General features: G+C 70.8%; 14 protein-coding genes and 2 pseudogenes. 10 read left to right on the top strand and 6 right to left on the bottom strand.

Annotated features, from left to right (window positions below; translation table 11 throughout):
* Window positions 1–57: 57 nt before the first annotated feature.
* Entirely contained in the window at window positions 58–1,065 is a 1,008-nt protein-coding gene (locus ACWDMM_RS02850; protein ID WP_323123944.1) for a cation diffusion facilitator family transporter, read from the top strand.
* A 246-nt stretch (window positions 1,066–1,311) separates the two neighbouring features.
* On the opposite strand, the gene ACWDMM_RS02855 is transcribed toward ACWDMM_RS02850, so the two are convergent.
* Complete coding sequence (locus ACWDMM_RS02855; RefSeq protein ID WP_449935685.1) at window positions 1,312–2,730, bottom strand: amidase; 1,419 nt, start codon at window positions 2,728–2,730, stop codon at window positions 1,312–1,314.
* 943 nt (window positions 2,731–3,673) lie between these two features.
* Between ACWDMM_RS02855 and ACWDMM_RS02860 the strand changes: the two are divergent.
* From ACWDMM_RS02860 to ACWDMM_RS02875, 4 genes and pseudogenes are all read left to right on the top strand, one after another.
* Window positions 3,674–4,069 (top strand): annotated as a pseudogene (locus ACWDMM_RS02860) (FUSC family protein); the annotation flags it as partial.
* A gap of 399 nt (window positions 4,070–4,468) precedes the next feature.
* Entirely contained in the window at window positions 4,469–4,921 is a 453-nt protein-coding gene (locus ACWDMM_RS02865) for an SRPBCC family protein (RefSeq protein ID WP_084486269.1), read from the top strand.
* Window positions 4,922–5,072: 151 nt separating this feature from the next.
* Window positions 5,073–5,381 (top strand): annotated as a pseudogene (locus ACWDMM_RS02870) (SDR family NAD(P)-dependent oxidoreductase); the annotation flags it as partial.
* Between the two features lie 77 nt (window positions 5,382–5,458).
* Window positions 5,459–5,719, top strand: coding sequence for a hypothetical protein (locus ACWDMM_RS02875; RefSeq protein WP_449936003.1), 261 nt, complete (start codon window positions 5,459–5,461; stop codon window positions 5,717–5,719).
* A 1-nt stretch (window position 5,720) separates the two neighbouring features.
* Here ACWDMM_RS02875 and ACWDMM_RS02880 read toward each other — a convergent pair whose 3' ends face one another.
* On the bottom strand, window positions 5,721–6,974 hold the full coding sequence (locus ACWDMM_RS02880; RefSeq protein WP_357104250.1) for a cytochrome P450: 1,254 nt from the start codon (window positions 6,972–6,974) through the stop codon (window positions 5,721–5,723).
* A gap of 106 nt (window positions 6,975–7,080) precedes the next feature.
* On the opposite strand from ACWDMM_RS02880, the gene ACWDMM_RS02885 reads away from it, so the two are divergent.
* Complete coding sequence (locus ACWDMM_RS02885) at window positions 7,081–7,551, top strand: winged helix-turn-helix transcriptional regulator (protein ID WP_195077388.1); 471 nt, start codon at window positions 7,081–7,083, stop codon at window positions 7,549–7,551.
* A 324-nt stretch (window positions 7,552–7,875) separates the two neighbouring features.
* Here ACWDMM_RS02885 and ACWDMM_RS02890 read toward each other — a convergent pair whose 3' ends face one another.
* A complete protein-coding gene (locus ACWDMM_RS02890; protein WP_449935687.1) occupies window positions 7,876–9,099 on the bottom strand; it encodes a L,D-transpeptidase in 1,224 nt (407 codons plus the stop codon).
* A gap of 335 nt (window positions 9,100–9,434) precedes the next feature.
* Between ACWDMM_RS02890 and ACWDMM_RS02895 the strand changes: the two genes are divergently transcribed.
* From ACWDMM_RS02895 to ACWDMM_RS02905, 3 genes are read left to right on the top strand one after another with little or no spacing between them, the layout of a single operon-like run.
* Window positions 9,435–9,731, top strand: a complete 297-nt coding sequence (locus ACWDMM_RS02895) for a DUF6285 domain-containing protein (RefSeq protein ID WP_195077390.1) — start codon at window positions 9,435–9,437, stop codon at window positions 9,729–9,731.
* Window positions 9,728–10,723 carry a phosphotransferase family protein gene (locus ACWDMM_RS02900; RefSeq protein WP_195077391.1) on the top strand — a complete coding sequence of 332 codons (996 nt, stop codon included), beginning with the start codon at window positions 9,728–9,730 and terminating at the stop codon, window positions 10,721–10,723. The genes ACWDMM_RS02895 and ACWDMM_RS02900 overlap by 4 nt, the downstream gene beginning before the upstream one ends.
* Window positions 10,724–10,729: 6 nt before the next feature.
* Entirely contained in the window at window positions 10,730–11,992 is a 1,263-nt protein-coding gene (locus ACWDMM_RS02905; protein WP_195077392.1) for an acyl-CoA dehydrogenase family protein, read from the top strand.
* Window positions 11,993–12,002: 10 nt separating this feature from the next.
* Here the strand turns inward: ACWDMM_RS02905 and ACWDMM_RS02910 are convergent, their stop codons facing one another.
* Window positions 12,003–12,677 (bottom strand): class I SAM-dependent methyltransferase, encoded by a 675-nt coding sequence (locus tag ACWDMM_RS02910; RefSeq protein ID WP_323123943.1) that lies wholly within the window; start codon window positions 12,675–12,677, stop codon window positions 12,003–12,005.
* 102 nt (window positions 12,678–12,779) lie between these two features.
* Here ACWDMM_RS02910 and ACWDMM_RS02915 point away from each other — a divergent pair, with 102 nt between their 5' ends.
* Window positions 12,780–12,944, top strand: a complete 165-nt coding sequence (locus ACWDMM_RS02915; RefSeq protein ID WP_169810691.1) for a hypothetical protein — start codon at window positions 12,780–12,782, stop codon at window positions 12,942–12,944.
* A gap of 42 nt (window positions 12,945–12,986) precedes the next feature.
* Here ACWDMM_RS02915 and glpD read toward each other — a convergent pair whose 3' ends face one another.
* Both glpD and glpK read right to left on the bottom strand, forming a co-directional pair.
* Window positions 12,987–14,666, bottom strand: coding sequence for a glycerol-3-phosphate dehydrogenase (gene glpD / locus ACWDMM_RS02920; protein ID WP_195077394.1), 1,680 nt, complete (start codon window positions 14,664–14,666; stop codon window positions 12,987–12,989).
* Window positions 14,667–14,717: 51 nt separating this feature from the next.
* Window positions 14,718–16,238: a glycerol kinase GlpK gene (gene glpK, locus ACWDMM_RS02925; protein ID WP_357104259.1), complete on the bottom strand. Its 1,521-nt coding sequence runs from the start codon at window positions 16,236–16,238 to the stop codon at window positions 14,718–14,720.
* Window positions 16,239–16,257: the final 19 nt, after the last annotated feature.

Genomic DNA, 16,257 nt, shown 5'->3' on the forward strand with positions numbered 1-16,257 from the left:
AGCTACCCACAACAGATGCAGATATGCGCATACATCAGGTGCTGGAAGGGTTGGTCGATGGGACACGAACACGGTCACGCGCACGGGCACGGGCTCTCCGGTCAGGCCGATCGCCGTTGGCTGACCATCGCGCTCGCCCTCATCGTCGGCTTCATGTCGGTCGAGGTCGTGATCGGCCTGCTGGCCAACTCGCTGGCCCTGCTGTCGGACGCGGCGCACATGCTCACCGACGCCGCCTCCATTGTCCTCGCGCTCATCGCGATCCGGCTGGCGGCGCGTCCGGCGAACGGCAAGTACACCTACGGCTACAAGCGCGCCGAGATCCTCTCGGCACAGGCCAACGGCGTCACGCTGCTCGTGCTGGCGGGCTGGCTCACCTATGAGGCCGTGCGCAGGCTGCTGGAGCCGCCCGAAGTCACCGGCGGACTCGTGCTGGCGACCGCGCTGGCCGGTGTGGTGGTCAACATCGCGGCCACCTGGGCGATCAGCAAGGCCAATCGCTCCAGCCTGAACGTGGAGGGCGCCTTCCAGCACGTGCTCAACGACCTGTACGGGTTCATCGCCACCGCGGTGGCCGGTCTCGTCGTGCTGACCACCGGCTTCGCCAGGGCCGACGCGATCGCCACGCTGATCGTCGTCGCGCTGATGGTCAAGGCGGGGCTCGGGCTGGTGCGCGAATCCGGCCGGATCTTCCTGGAGGCGGCGCCCGCCGGCGTCGATCCCGACGCGCTCGGGCGCGGCCTGGTGGACATCGATGGCGTCGACGAGGTGCACGATCTGCACGTCTGGCAGATCACCTCCGGTGACATCGCGCTGTCGGCGCACGTGCTCGTCCGGCCGGGCGCCGACTGCCACGGCCTGCGCCAGCGGATCGAGCACCTGCTCGACCACGACTACGGCATCACCCACACCACCTTGCAGGTCGACCACTCCCACGCCGTCGCCGCCTCGGCCGAGGTGGACGCGCATCGCCTGCTGCCGGTGCTGGAAGACCACTGCGACGACGCCCACGGGCCGGTGCATCGCGACCGTCCGTCGTCGGAGGCGAACGCCGTCGCGCCTTGACCTACCGGCGCGCCACGAGCACGACGCCTCTGGGCGCCAGAAGAGCTGAGGGAGTCCGGAGTCCCCTCGAGGGGCGGGCGATCCGGCCCGTGCTCGGGCGATCCCGCCCCGCGCTCGGGGAACGGGCCCGGCGCTCGGGGGAACGGGCCCCGCGCTCGGAGGAACGGGCCCCGCGCTCGGAGGAACAAGGCCCCGCGCTCGGGTGAAGTGGCCCCGCGCTTGGGTGTCCCGCGCGGGTGGAATGGCTCAGCGATCCAGACGGGGAAACGGCCGCTCGGCTTCGATCAGGTAGGCCAGCTCCAGCAGGGTGCGCTCGTTGCCACGGGTGGCGGCGAACTGCACGCCGATGGGCAGCCCGGCGTCGGTGAGGCCCGCGGGAACCGTGATGGCCGGTGTTCCGGTGATGTTGTTGATCGGGGTGAAGCAGACGTAGGCGCGCAACCGCTCGATGAGTTCGTCGAACGGCACGGTCGGGCTGAGATAGCCCAGTTCGGGTGTGGTGTGCCCGAGCGTGGGCAGCAGAACCGCGTCGTAGGGTCCGAGCGCCTGTTCATAGGTGGCAGCCGCCGCGCGGAGGCGGTAGAGCGTCAGCGGCGCGTGCAGAGCCCGGCGCAGGAACAGAGCGCGCAGGCCGACGGTCAGGTCGTCCACGCGACGCGCGTCGAACCGGCGGTCGAGGAACCGGCCCGTGGTGGTGATCGCGGCCGCGAGCAGGCCCCAGTAGTGCAGAAAGGCGCTCTCGATGGTGGCGTCGAACGGCAGCGGCACGGGCTCCACCGAATGACCGCTGGATTCGAGTGTGCGTGCGACGTCTTCGACAGCCGTTCGGGTAGGCCCTGCGGCCAGCGGCCCCGCGAGGTTGTCGAGCACCAGCGCCACCCGCATGCGTCGGGTCGGGGGACCATCCACGTGTCCGATCGGCCGGAGCGCGGGATTGCGCCAATAGTTCTCGGCCGCTGCGGCGTACGCCGCCGTGTCGCGCACCGTCCTGGTCAGTACACCTTCACTGACGATGTCGACCGGCAGCGTGCGCGCCAGCCCGGACACCACGTGCCGCCCCCGCGTCGGCTTCAAACCGACCAGACCCGCGCACGCCGCCGGGATCCGGATCGAACCGCCGCCGTCGTTGCCGTGCGCGATCGGGACGACACCCGCTGCCACCAGCGCCGCCGCCCCACCCGACGAGCCGCCCACCGAATGGCCGGTGTGCCAGGGATTGCGCGTTGGCGCGAGGTGCGGGGTCTCGCTGCTGGCGTTGAAGCCGAACTCGGGCATGGCGCTCTTGCCGAGCACGGTGAGGCCGGTGCTGAGGAACTGCCGGGTGTAGCCGCTGTGCGCACGGGCCGGCCGCGCGCGGAACGCGGCCGTGCCCTGATTGGTCGGCATGCCGGCCACGTCCGTGTTGTCCTTCACGAAACTGGGCACGCCGTAGAAGGCGCCGCTCCGCTCGGCGGGCAGCAGCGGTTGCGCGTAACTCCGGTAGGCGACGGCCGCCAGCTGTTCCACCTGTTCGGCGCGCACCACCGCGGCGGCGGCGAGTTCGCGCGGCGAGACCGCGCCGTCGCGCACCAGCGCGGCCAAGGCGACGGCGTCGTGATCACCGAGCGCGTCGTCGCCGAAGGCGTGGACGCGCGGGGGTAGCGGAAGATGAGCATCGGCGGTCATGCCCCGAATCTAGTGTGTGCTTCAGGTGGTTCGTCCAGAACGGAAAGGACAGCAGGTGGCCGCGACATACCCGGATCCGGTGCCACCGAAAGGCCGAGTCGGCTCGCTGCTGTTCGCCTTGCCGCCCGCGGGCCGGCGGTGGAGCGTGGCATCGCGCGCCGCGCTCGCGTTCGCCGTACCCGCCGCGATCATCACCGGCGCCGGTCATCCGGATGCGGCGGTGTTCGTCATGTTCGGCGCCTTCGCCGTGCTCTACGGGGAGGGACGGCCGTTCCGAGTGCGCGGCAGGGTCGTCCTCGCCGCGGGTGCGGCGCTGCTGGCCGCGGTCGGCTCCGGTGCGGCGATCGGCGGCCTGCTGGACGCGGGCTTCGGCTCGTCCCTGCTCATGGTCGCCATGGTGTCGGCGATCGCGGTCGTGGCCGTGTTCGTCATCGACGCGTTGCGGCTCGGCCCGCCCGGGGCGTTGTTCTTCGCGCTGGTCTGCGCGGGTGCGATGAAAGCCGCGGAGGCCGGGACCGCGGTGGCGACACTGCTGTTCTGCACGGCTTGCGGTGTCGTCGCGTCGATCGTCGTCTCGATGGCCGGGGTGCTGCGGGACCACCGCAAACCCGAACGCGTGGCGGTCGGCACGGCGGTCCGGGCGGTCGAGGCCTATGTCGCGGCGCGAGAGGCGGGAACCCCCGCCATCGATCTGCGCCACCGGGCGGGCGCCGCGATGGCCGACGCGTGGGCCGCTGTCTACGACGCGGGCCTGCCTTCGGACCCGAGGGAAGCCGAGTTGCTCGCCACCTTGCAGCAGGCGCGGCGCGACCTCGCCGGGCACGCGCCCGACGACGACACCGACGATCTGCTGGTCGACCCCCTGGTCTCGTTCGCACGGCCCGGCATCGGCTTCCGGCTCCAGCGTTCCCTGTCGTTCTCCTCGCACGCGGCGATCAGCGCGATGCGTGTCGCCGCCGGCTGCCTGGGCGCGGGCTGCCTGAGCGCGCTGCTGGGTCTGGATCGGCCGCACTGGGCGGTGCTCAGCGCCCTCATCGTGTTGCAGACCGGGCCCGATCGGGTGCGCGGGCAGGTGCGGGCCATCCACCGGTTCGTCGGCACCATCGCCGGTCTCGGACTCTTCGCGCTGATCTACCAGCTCGAGCCGACCGGATACGCGCTGATCGCGCTGGTCGCCGCGCTGCAGTTCTGCATCGAGCTGTTCGTGCCGCGCAACTACGCGCTGGCCGTCGTCTTCATCACGCCGGTCGCCCTGATCGCGGGCGGAGTCGCCACGACGGGCGGGCCGATCGGACCCGTGATCCGGGATCGGCTCTGGGAGACGCTGCTCGGTGTCGCCGTCGCCGTGCTCGCGCTGCGCGGGGTCGCGCCCCACGGACACCGGCGCACCTTCCATTGGTTGGAACACCGGGTGCGCGCCGCCGCCCGCGCGCTGCTCGACCGGCTGCGCCGTGAGCCGATGGACGCGGCGGCGTGGGTGCTGGTCCAGCACCTGCAATTCGAGCTGGTCGGCGTGGTGCGCAGCGGCATCGACTCGGCGACCGACGACCCGGAGTGGACCCGCGAACACTGGCCGCAGCACGCGGCCCTGGCGCACTTCGGTCATGATCTGCTCGCCGCCTGCTGGGTGCTGCGGCCGGACCAGCGGCTGGCGGACGTGGACGGCTGGGCGTACCGCTTGGCGGCGGTGCGGTCGCGGCCGCAAGCGGCGGGCGCACCGCCTGCTAGCGTTCGGCGCATGCACGACAGCGTCACGGTCCGGATGGCCGCCCCGGCGGACAAGATCTGGGAACTGGTCAGCGACATCGAGAACACCGGGCGGTTCAGTCCCGAGACGTTCGCCGCGGAGTGGCTCGGCGGCGCGACCGGCCCCGCGGTCGGGGTGAAGTTCCGCGGTCATGTCAACCGCAACGGCTGGGGACTGAAGTACGCGACGGTGTGCCGTATCGACGCCTGCGAGCCCGGCCGGGAGTTCGCGTTCACCGTGCTCGGACCGCGGGGCATGCCGATCAACACCTGGCGCTACGTTTTCCGGCCGGTGGACGGCGGCACCGAGGTCACCGAATCGTTCCAGCTGCACAGCAATCCGGTGCTGCGACTGTATTGGCTGTTGGCCGGTTGGGCGCGCGGCAAGACCAACGTCGAGGGCATGCGCGAGACCCTCGAGCGGATCAAGGCCGTCGTCGAATGATCGGTGCGAGCCGCCTGCGCGCGAACGAGTTCCCAGCTGGGCGATCGGACACGTCGGTGGCGACCGGCCCGGTGGGTGATCGGCCGCGGCGCGCCCCAGGTCGAACGCCGCGCCAGGCCGGTATCGGGTCCCGGACCCGCGGCGGACAACGATGACCGTGCTGCTGGTGCTCGGCGCCGGTCCCGGCGTCGGGCTGTCGGTCGCCCGCCTGTTCGCCGCCGACGGCTTCACGACGGTGCTGGCCTGCCGGTTACCCGAAGAGGCCGAACCGCTGGCGGCGCAGTTGCGCGAGGAAGGGTTCGAAGCCGAAGGCGTCGGCGTGGATTTGCGCGACCCCGCCGACGTGGCCCGCGTCGTCGCGGGAGTGGGCGAGCGGCACGGCCGCATCGACGTGTTGCACTTCAACCCCAGCGTTTTCCGGGAGGCCGATCCGTTGCAACTGACGGTCGCCGAGCTGATCGAGGACGTCACCGTGGGCGCGGGGGCGCTGCTGCCGGCCGTGCAAGCGGCGCGTCCTTTCTGTCCGAGGGCGCCCGCGTGCTGGTCACCGGCAGCGCGGCCGCGGACAAGCCCTGGCACCGAGCCGCCTCGCTCGGTGTGCAGAAGGCGGCGGTGCGCAACCTGGTCGCCAGTCTGGACGCCACCCTCGCGCCCGACGGGATCCGAGCGGTCGCGGTGCAGGTCAACGGCGTTCTCGGCGAGGGAGCGTTCACCAGGGACCGGGTAGCGGAGGCGCTGTACGCGGCGGCCATCCGCCCCGCCGAGGGCTGGACGCCGCACGTCTCCTACGACGGCTGAGCTACCGGGGAGCGATCGCGGCGAATTCGACGGGCAGGTGCGCGGGCCCGCGCAGGTTGACGTGCTCCCGATACGGTGGCGGATCGACCGTCGGCCGGGGTGATTCGACGCGTTGCGCGAACCGGGTCAACGCCACTCGCGCCTCCAGGCGGGCCAGGGGAGCGCCGAGGCAGAAGTGGGCCCCGAGGCCGAAGGCCAGGTGACGGTTCTCCCGCGCCGGATCGAATCGGTCGGGGTCGCCGAACATCGCCGGGTCGCGGTGCGCGGCGGCGATCAGCAGCACCACCAGGTCACCGCGCTGGATGTCCGTGCCGCCGACGGTCAGGTCGTCGGCCGCGATGCGCGGGATCAACTGGACCGGCGGGTCGAAGCGCAGCGTCTCCTCGACGACGCCCTGCGCCCGGTCCGGGTCCGCGCGCAGGGCGGCGAGTTCGTCCGGCCTGCGCAGCAGGGCGAGGGTGGCGTTGGCGATCAGGTTGACCGTCGTCTCGTGCCCGGCGACCAGCAGCAATGCGCAGGTCGAGATCAGTTCCGCATGGGTGAGCGCGTCTCCGGCGTCTTCGGCGGCGATGAGTTCGGACAGCAGATCGGGGCCGGGGGTGTGGCGGCGGCGGTCGATGAGTTCTTCGAAATAGGCGTACAAATCGGTGCCCGCGCGCTGGATCTCCGCCGGGTCGGCGCGGAACTGGGCGGCCGCGCGCGAAGTGGGGTCGAGCGTGCGCGACAGCAGCGCGGACCAGGCGCTGAGCCGCGCTTCGTCCGCCAGCGGGACGCCGAGCAGTTCGCAGATGACGGTCACCGGCAGCGGATAGGCGAAGTGATCGACGGCGTCGAGGCTGCCCGCGCCGGCGCGCTGATCGAGCAGGTCGTCGACGATCTCGGTGATCCTCGGCTCGAGGCTCCGCACGACGCGCGGGGTGAACGCCTTGGACACCAGGCGGCGCAGGCGAGTGTGGTCGGGCGGATCCAGGAACAGGAACGACGGTTTCGCCCGCGCCGCACCGTTTTCCCGGGTGCCGTCGTAGATCGGCATGGAGCCGAGCTGCAACCGGGCCAGCGACCGGTCGACGCTCGCGCGCGGATCGCGCAGCACGGCGGCGCAGTCGGCGTAGCGGGTCAGCACGACCACCGGAGCCGTGCCGATCCGGAACGCGGCGGTCTCGCGCAGCCGTGCGAAGACGGGATACGGGTCGGGCCGCACCGCGGGGTCGAGCAGACGCACGTAGTCGTCGGTCGGGTGGTTCGTGGTCGTCATCGACACTCCCAGCTGTCCGGCCCGGAGCGGGCACCGGTCTCGATCGGTATTATTCCGATACTGCAGGTAGGAAAGCAATACCGCAGCGAGATGCGAAGATGGCGCCATGACACTGCGGCGTCCGGTCGACGATTCGGTCACCCGCGTCGTCGAACTGCTCGGCGACCGGTGGACCATCCTGCTCATCGCCGAGGCGTTCTTCGGGGTGCACCGTTTCAGCGATTTCGCCCGCAATATCGGCATCACCAACCGCAATCTGCTCACCAGCCGCCTGCGCATGCTGATCGACGCGGGAATCTTCACTCGCACCGACCACGGCGGCGGCCGGGTCGATTACCACCTGACCGCAGCGGGCCGCGAGCTGTATCCGATCGTCACGGCGATGATGGTCTGGGGTGACAACCACCTGGCCGGGCCGGAGGGCAGGCCGGTCGTCCTGGAACATCGCACCTGCGGCCACTCGACCTCACCCATGCTGGTCTGCGACCACTGCCGCGAACCGATCGACCCGCGCGACGTGGAACCCAAGGCCGGGCCCGGCTTCCATCAGCCGCCGGGGGGCGAGCAAGCCGGTTGACATCGCCCGCCGGAACGTTCGACGCGCTCCCCGGCTCAGCTGGCTCTGTGAGTGGTGTATGTCTGCGTGCCTCTGGCCCGGCGGCGATCGCGCTGTATCGGTCCCCAGCTCAATCCAGCAGGTTGACGAGAGATTCGGCCAGATAGAGCGGTAGGAGTAGGTAGTACAGCAGCATCGCCATCGAGCCGGCTCCGATCGTCAACGCGGGTCCCACGCGGTGCCGTCGCGGGTACGTCGCGCGGGGAGGGGAGACCGGGTGGTCTCGCGAGTGCAGGAATGTAGTGCAGCTTCCCGCCATCGGCAAGACCGGCCGGTGTGCCGGCTCTAGTGGAGCGCGCTGCCGCGCACCCACTGGTCCCAGGGCACGCCCCAGTCACCGTTCTGCCAGACCTCCAGCGGGGCGCCGCCGGTGTTGCGGACCTCCACCACGTCACCCGGGACGGCGAAATTGAAGAACCACTGGGCGTTCTCCCCGCTGAGATTGAGACAGCCGTGCGAGACGTCGGTGTTGCCTTGGGCCCAGATGGTGGAATCGAGCTGGTGCAGGTAGATGCCGTCGGTGCTGATCCGGGTGGCCCAGCCGATGGCCTCCTTGTAGCCGAGACGCGAGTTGATCGGCAGGCCGTAGGTGGAGGAATCCATGATCACCGGATTGGCCTTGTCCATGACCGTGTAGATCCCGGGCTGGGTCCAGAACGTGATCGTCTTGCCCCCGACGACCTCGCTGCCGCCCATCCCCATCGAGGTAGGCATGGTGCGGATCAGCCTGCCGTTCTCGAAGACCTGGATCTGTTTGGTGTTGTCATCGGCGATCGAGATGTGCGATGCGCCGATGGTGAACGTGGTCTTGGTGTCCTCTTGGCCGTAGAGGCCGCCGCCCAGCTCCTGGCCGTAGATGTTCGCCGCCACGCTGACCTTGGTGCCCGGCGCGTAGTACTCCTTCGGACGCCAATGCGCGTTGCGGTCGTCCAGCCAGTACCAGGCGCCCTCCACCGGCGGATCGGTGGTGACCGAGAGGCGTTTCTCGGCGGCGGCGCGGTCGGGGATGTTCTCGTCGAAGTGGGCCACCACGACGGTGCCGACGCCGAAGGTGCCGCCGTCGGACAGCGGCGTGCCGCCCGTGGTGGTCAGTGACAGTTTCGACTGATTGTTGGGGGTCAGCGTGGAGAAGGTCGATGTGGTCGGGCCCGTACGGCCGGTGATGCTCAAACCCTCCGCGGTCACGGTGTAGGTGCGGCCGTAACCGAGCGGCTCGGTGGGCTTCCACGCCGTCTTGTCCGGCGTCATGATGCCCTCGACGGCCTTGCCCTGCTCATTGGTCATCCGCACCGAGGTGAGCTGGCCGTCGGAGGTGCTCACCTGCACCGGCGCCAGCGGATCGACATCGCGTGCGCCGGAAGCGGGCGTGATGGTGATCGGCGCGGGCGCGGAACCCGCCGCACCAGGTGCGCCGCCCGGCCCCGGCGAGGACGAGCACGCCCCGACGAGCACCGCCATGACCAGGGCCAACCCCGCGACGATGCCGGATCGGACGGGACTGGTCGCCATGCATTCTCCCTGTGCTCGCCCGGCGCGACAAATGGCGCACGCGCGCCCACTTTCCCCCTCGCAGTTTACCGACCGACCCCGGCACGACCTCGAGCAGAAGTTCACTCACGGCGTATTCCCAGCCATCGCAAAGGAAACGTTTCGGCGGGTGAACCGCTGGCCCCGACCGCAACCCGCCATACGTTCACCCCGCATGGAGATCGACTATCGCTGGCGCTGACCGGCAGCGAAACGGGCTTCTACGACTGCGCGGCCACGCGTGACGGCCGAAAGTACCGATCGGGACCGCGCGGACGCGTGCCATGCTGAGGGCCGGAGTCGACCGAGGGGAACGAATGCAGAATCGCCCATCGGCAGCGGAGTTGCTGGACTCGCTCGCCGAGCTGCTCGAGGAGACGCTGTTGCCCGCCCTGCCCGCGGGATTGCAGCACAAGGCGCGGGTGGGGGCCAACCTCGCCAGGATCGTGCGCAGGGAGATCGAATCCGGTCCCGCCGCGGCCGAGCGGGAGCGTGCGCTGCTCGCCGCCGTGGCCGAGGGCGATGACGAGCAGCTCTGGGCGGCGCTGGTCTCCGTCGTGCGGGCCGATCTGGCGATCGCCAAGCCGGGGTACGACGAGTGGGCGGCCGAGTGAGCGCCGACCTGGCGCGCGGCTTGGCCGAGTTCCTCGGGGCCGGGAACCGGTCGGTGACGGTGACGAACGTCGAATATCTGTCCGCGGGCGCCCGCCGCCGCAATGTCGCCTTCGAGGCCGATCTGGGCGGCGGGACGCGACGGCTGGTCGCGACCATCGTGCCGGGCGCGATCGAGCTGGTCCCGGTGGACGTGGAGGCCGCGGTCAGGGAACTGGCGCGCACCCACGGCGTCCCGGTGCCGCCCGTGGTGGCGATCTGCACCGAGGCAGGCTATGTCGGTGGCCCGTTCGTGGTCTCCGAGCGCATCGATGGAGAGACCGTGCCGCGCAAGGTGTTACGGCTGGCCGAGGCCTCGGGCCTCGGCGAACGGGTGGCCGAGCAGTTGGGCGAGGCCATGGGCCGCCTGCACGCGATCGATCCGGCCGCCGCGCCCGCACGGCTGCCCGCGGCGGCGGCGGATCCCGAGCGTCAGCTGGTCGAGGCCGCTGCGCAGGTGCGCGCACTGCTGCCGGACCGCCCGGTGTTCGCACTGGCGCTGCGCTGGCTGGAACGCCACTGCCCGCCCGCGCCGCCCCGCACCGCGCTGCTGCACACCGACCTGCGCAACGGCAATATCGTCGTCGGTCCCGACGGGCTGCGCGCCGTGCTCGACTGGGAGGGCGCGCAGCGTCAGGGCGATCCGATGCGCGACGTGGCCTGGCCCGCGCTGCGCATGTGGCGCTTCCGCGCGGACGACCGGGAGTTCGGCGGCCTCGCGGGCCGTGAGGCGTTCCTGCGCGGATACCACCGCGGCGGCGGCAGCTTCGACGAAGATCGGTTCCGCTGGTGGAAGGCGATGTGCACGCTCGGCTGGGGCGTCGGACTGGCCGGGCAGGCCGCGGCCCACCTGGACGGCAGCGTGCGCGACATCGTGATGGCCGCCAGCGGGCGCCGCGTGTCGGAAATCGAATGGGATCTGCTGATGCAGATCCGACCCACTGCGAAAGGCTGACTGCCGATGGATTTCGAGCTACCTGCGGAACTGGTCGATTACCTGGCCGAACTCGACGCCTTCATCGACCGGGAGATCACCCCGCTGGAGCAGGCCGACGACAACATCCGCTTCTTCGACCACCGGCGCGAGGACGCCCGCACCGACTGGGAGCGCGGCGGCCTGCCGAACGCCGAGTGGGAGGAGTTGCTGGCCGAGGTCCGCAGGCGCGCCGACGCCGCAGGGCACCTGCGGTACGCGTTCCCCGCGGAATACGGCGGGCGGGACGGCACCAACCTCGGCATGGCCGTGATCCGCGAGCACCTGGCCCGCCGTGGCCTCGGATTGCACTGCGATCTGCAGAACGAGCACGCCATCGTCGCCAACAATGTCGGCCTGCTGCTCATGCTCGAGTACGGCACACCCGAGCAGCGGGCGCAGTGGGTGGACGGGCTGGCCTCGGGAACGAAGTTCTTCGCCTTCGGCATCACCGAGCCCGAGCACGGCTCCGACGCGACGCACATGGAGACCTCGGCGGTCCGTGACGGCGACGCCTGGGTGATCACCGGGCGCAAGACCTGGAACACCGGCGTGCACATCGCCGACGCCGACCTGATCTTCGCGCGCACCTCGGGCGGTCCCGGCGACGCCGCGGGCATCACGGCGTTCCTGGTGCCCACCGACGCACCGGGGTTCGTGGTCGAGGAGTACCTGTGGACCTTCAACATGCCCACCGACCATGCCAGGGTCGCGCTGAACGGCGTCCGGGTACCGGACACCGCGGTCTTCGGCGGCGAGGGACGCGGCTTGGCGGTGGTGCAGCACTTCTTCAACGAGAACCGCATCCGCCAGGCCGCGTCCAGCCTCGGTGCGGCGCAGTACTGTATCGACCAGTCGGTGGCCTACGCCAAAGAGCGCAAGCCCTTCGGTAAGGCGCTGGCTACCAACCAGGCGATCCAGTTCCCTTTGGTTGAGCTGCACACCCAGTGCGAGATGCTGCGCGCCCTGATCCACAAGACCGCGTGGTCGATGGACACCTACGGCACCTTCGCCGTCTCCGAGCAGGTCTCGATGTGCAACTACTGGGCCAACCGGTTGTGCTGCGAGGCCGCCGACCGCGCCATGCAGGTGCACGGCGGCCTCGGCTACTCCCGGCACAAGCCGTTCGAGCACATCTACCGGCACCACCGGCGCTACCGGATCACCGAGGGCGCCGAGGAGATCCAGATGCGGCGGGTCGCGGGGTACCTGTTCGGTTTCATGGGCAGCAGAGCCCCCAAGGGGGTGTGAGCCGGACGGCTCACACCCGGCGGATGCGAGCCAGCCACGCGGCGGCGTCGACCTGTCCGGACTCCGAGATCTCCAGGCCCGTCACCTGATCGGCCACCACGTCGGTGACCCGGCCCCGGTAGCGGGTCGGCCGCAGGTCCTCCACCGTCCAGCCGTCGCGGAACGACTCCCGGATCAAGGTGTCGCTGATGCGCGGGCCGAAGCCCGGCTCGACATCCGAGAGCGCGAGGACGTGGAGCGTGCCGCCCGGCTTGCACACCGCGTGCAGACTGCGAACGTACGCGGCGCGCGCCTCGTCGTCGGTTCCGAAGACGTGGAACAGCGCGCTGTCGACGACGGTGTCGAACGCGGGGGCGGAGCCGGGCGGGTCACCGGCGAAGTCCGGCCGGTCGCCGAGGGCCAACGCGTCGGCCACCTCGAACACGGCCGACGGCACACCGTGGCGGGCCGCGTTGGCGCGCGCGTACGCCACCGCGCTCGGCGACATATCGATTCCGCGCACGTCGTATCCCAGCCGGGTCAGCAGGATCGTGTGCTCACCCGCGCCGCAGCCCGGGTCCAGTACACGGCCGGTGATACCGCCCTCCCGTTCCAGCGCGACGATGGCCGGTTGCGGCTCGCCGATCACCCAGGGGGCGGTGTCGTTGTCGTAGACGGTGTTCCACATTTCCACTGGACGAGTCATGCGATCCATGCTCCATCCTCAACCGCCGTTGAGGTCAAGGCCGGTTCCCGTGCGTGGCACAGCGAGCGGTGTCGGCCACGTCGGCGCGGGTACGCGCGGGTTATGAGCACACCGAATATCGATCCGGAGACGGCGGAGTCGATGCAGCAGGACGCGGATTTCGCCGACGAGCACACCAAACCGACGCACGCCGACGAGCACCCCGCCGGTGAGCAGCTCGAGACCGACGAGTCGACCCCGCGCGGCCACGGCGGAATGGATCGGTGAGCACGGCGTGGCACGGTCGCGCGGAAACCGTGCCACGCACGCTCACGCGACGGCGACCATCCTGGCCGCGTTGGCGGCCTCGTCGTCGGCTGCCTGGTTGGCGGCGAGTTCGGCGCGCACCCGCTCGCGGTAGCGGCTGATCTCCCGCTCGGTGGCCGCGGCGTCCCAGCCGAGGTGCGCGCCGATCAGCCAGGCCACCTCGGGCGCGGCGGCGAGACCGCGGTCGGCGGTTTCGATGGAGACGCGGGTGCGGCGGGTGAGCACGTCGTCCAGGTGCAGCGCGCCCTCGTGCGTCACCGCGTACACCGCCTCCGCGCCCAGGTACTCCGGCGCGCCGGTGAGCGGGCGGCCCAGTTCGGGTTCGCGGGCGATCAGGTCGAACAGGTCGGTGATCGCCGAGCCGTAGCGGCCGAGCAGCCGCTCGACCGTCGCGCGCGGCAGGCCCGCCCGCTGCGCCAGGCTGTCGAGGTCGGCCGCGAGTTCCTGGTAGCCCACCGCGCCGAGGATCGGCAGGTGTTCGGTCACCGACGGGGCGACCGCGCGGCCGAGGCCCGCCACCGCCGCGTCCACGACATCGGCGGCCATCACCCGGTAGGTGGTGTACTTGCCGCCCGCGATCACGAACAGCCCGGGGACCGGTTCGGCCACCGCGTGCTCTCGCGAGAGCGTCGCGGTGTCGGCCGACGCGCCGGACAGCAGCGGGCGCAGCCCCGCGTAGGTCCCGACGATGTCGTCGCGGGTGATCGGCTCACGCAGCACCCGGTTGACGTGGTCGAGCAGATACTGCACGTCGGCGTCGCTGGCGGCCGGGTGATCCTTGCTCAGCGACCAGTCCGTGTCGGTGGTGCCGATGATCCAGTGACCGTGCCACGGAATGACGAACAGCACGCTCTTCTCGGTGCGCATGATCAGGCCGGTGTCCAGATGCAGGCGATGGCGCGGCACCAGGATGTGCACGCCCTTGGACATCCGGACATGGAACGGGAACTCCACGCCGGTCATCCGGTTCATCTCGTCGGTCCACACCCCGGTGGCGCTGATCACCCGGCGCGCGCGGACCGTGTGCACCCGGCCGGTTTCCAGGTCGGTGACCTCCGCGCCGACGACGCGTTCGCCGTCGCGCAGCAGCGCCGTCACCTTGGTGCGGGTGAGCACGGTCGCGCCGTGCTGGGCGGCGGTACGCGCGATCATCATTGTGTGCCTGGCGTCGTCGACCTGCGCGTCGAAGTACCGGATCGCTCCGGTGAGCGCGTCCTCGCGCAGCGCGGGCGCCAGCTCCAGCGCGCGGGTGCGCGACAGGTGCCGGTGCATCGGCAGCGCGCGGGCGCCGCCGATGGTGTCGTACAAGGCGACGCCCGCGCCGAGGTAGGCGCGCTCCCAGACCCGATGCCGCAAGGGCAGCAGGAACGACACGGGCCGCACCAGGTGCGGGGCCAGCCGGTGCAGCAGCAGGCTTCGTTCTTTCAGCGCCTCCCGCACCAGCCAGAAGTCCAGCTGCTCGAGGTAGCGCAGGCCACCGTGGATCAGTTTGCTGGAGCGGCTCGAAGTGCCCGCCGCGAAGTCCCTGGCCTCCACCAGGGTCACGGTCAGGCCGCGGGAGGCGGCGTCGAGGGCGGCGCCCGCGCCGACCACGCCGCCGCCGATGACGAGTACGTCGATCTCGGTGTCGCCGAGTGCGTTCACCGCGCCGGCGCGGTACTGGGCGTCCAATCGTGCGGACACAGCGGTATCTCTCCTTGTTTCGGTGTTATTCGGACAGGACGGCGTCGCCCCTCATTCGTCGACGTCGATCCAGTCGAGGGTGCGGGCGACGGCCTTCTTCCAGCGCCCGTAGCCACGCTCGCGCTGCTCCGCCGACCAGGTCGGATGCCAGCGCTTGGCTTCGTTCCAGTTCTGTTCCAGCTCGTCGGTGTCGTTCCAGAAGCCGACCGCGAGCCCCGCGGCGTACGCCGCGCCGAGCGCGGTGGTCTCGGCGACCACCGGACGCGACACCGGCACGCCGAGGAAGTCGGCCTGCAACTGCATGCACAGCTCGTTGGCGGTGACGCCGCCGTCCACCCGCAGCACGTCCAGCCGCACGCCGGAGTCGGCCTGCATCGCCTCGACCACGTCGCGGGTCTGGTAGCAGATCGATTCCAGCGTCGCCCGCGCGAGGTGGGCGTTGGTGCTGTAGCGGGACAGGCCGACGATCGCGCCCCGCGCGTCCGAGCGCCAATACGGCGCGAACAACCCGGAGAACGCGGGCACGAAGTACACCCCGCCGTTGTCCTCGGCCTGGCGGGCCAGCGATTCGCTCTGCGCGGCACCGGAGATGATGCCCAGCTGGTCGCGCAGCCACTGCACCGCCGAGCCGGTCACCGCGATGGAGCCTTCCAGCGCGTACACCGGCTTCTGCGCGCCCAACTGATAGGCCACCGTGGTCAGCAGGCCGTGCTGCGAGCGGACGATCTCGGTGCCGGTGTTGAGCAACAGGAAGTTGCCGGTGCCGTAGGTGTTCTTCGCCTCGCCGGGACGGAAGCAGACCTGCCCCACGGTGGCGGCCTGCTGGTCGCCGAGCACGCCCGCCAGCGGGACCGCGCCGCCGAACGGTCCGTCGGCTCGGGTGGTGCCGAACAGGTCCGGGTTCGCCGAGGGGGCGATCCTGGGCAGCATCGCCCGCGGCACCCCGAACACCGACAGCAGTTCGTCGTCCCAGTCCAGGGTCTCCAGGTCCATCAGCATGGTGCGGCTGGCGTTGGTCGGGTCGGTGACGTGCACGCCGCCGTCGACTCCGCCGGTCAGCTGCCACAGCAGCCAGGTGTCGGTGGTGCCGAACAGCGCGTCGCCGCGTTCGGCGTCCTCGGCCACCCCGGGAACGTTTTCCAGGATCCAGCGCAGCTTGCCGCCGGAGAAGTAGGTGGCGGGCGGCAGGCCCGACTTGCGCCGGATGATGTCGCCGTGCCCGGCCCGCTCCAGTTCGGCGGCGATGCGATCGGTGCGGGTGTCCTGCCAGACGATCGCGTTGCAGTACGGCCGCCCGGTCTTGCGGTTCCACACCACCGTGGTCTCGCGCTGGTTGGTGACACCGACCGCGGCCAGGTCGCTCGCGACGAGATCGGCCTTGGTCAGCGTGGTCTGGATGACCGCGCGGGTGCGCTCCCAGATCTCGGTGGGATTGTGCTCCACCCAGCCCGGGCGCGGCAGGATCTGCTCGTGCTCGAGCTGGTGGCGGGCGACCTCGTTGCCACCGTGGTCGAACACCATGAAGCGGGTGCTCGTGGTGCCCTGGTCGATGGCGCCGACGTACTGGCTCATCGCGGTCCTTTCGGGAAAC

The organism is Nocardia sp. NPDC003726, from assembly GCF_053586955.1.

Bases quoted from the DNA above. Each gene is read 5' to 3' on its own strand.
- ACWDMM_RS02850 (WP_323123944.1), top strand. From the start codon at position 58: ATGGGACACGAACACGGTCACGCGCACGGGCACGGGCTCTCCGGTCAG.
- ACWDMM_RS02855 (WP_449935685.1), bottom strand. From the start codon at position 2,730: ATGACCGCCGATGCTCATCTTCCGCTACCCCCGCGCGTCCACGCCTTC.
- ACWDMM_RS02865 (WP_084486269.1), top strand. From the start codon at position 4,469: ATGCACGACAGCGTCACGGTCCGGATGGCCGCCCCGGCGGACAAGATC.
- ACWDMM_RS02880 (WP_357104250.1), bottom strand. From the start codon at position 6,974: ATGACGACCACGAACCACCCGACCGACGACTACGTGCGTCTGCTCGAC.
- ACWDMM_RS02885 (WP_195077388.1), top strand. From the start codon at position 7,081: ATGACACTGCGGCGTCCGGTCGACGATTCGGTCACCCGCGTCGTCGAA.
- ACWDMM_RS02890 (WP_449935687.1), bottom strand. From the start codon at position 9,099: ATGGCGACCAGTCCCGTCCGATCCGGCATCGTCGCGGGGTTGGCCCTG.
- ACWDMM_RS02895 (WP_195077390.1), top strand. From the start codon at position 9,435: ATGCAGAATCGCCCATCGGCAGCGGAGTTGCTGGACTCGCTCGCCGAG.
- ACWDMM_RS02905 (WP_195077392.1), top strand. From the start codon at position 10,730: ATGGATTTCGAGCTACCTGCGGAACTGGTCGATTACCTGGCCGAACTC.
- ACWDMM_RS02910 (WP_323123943.1), bottom strand. From the start codon at position 12,677: ATGACTCGTCCAGTGGAAATGTGGAACACCGTCTACGACAACGACACC.
- ACWDMM_RS02915 (WP_169810691.1), top strand. From the start codon at position 12,780: ATGAGCACACCGAATATCGATCCGGAGACGGCGGAGTCGATGCAGCAG.
- glpK (WP_357104259.1), bottom strand. From the start codon at position 16,238: ATGAGCCAGTACGTCGGCGCCATCGACCAGGGCACCACGAGCACCCGC.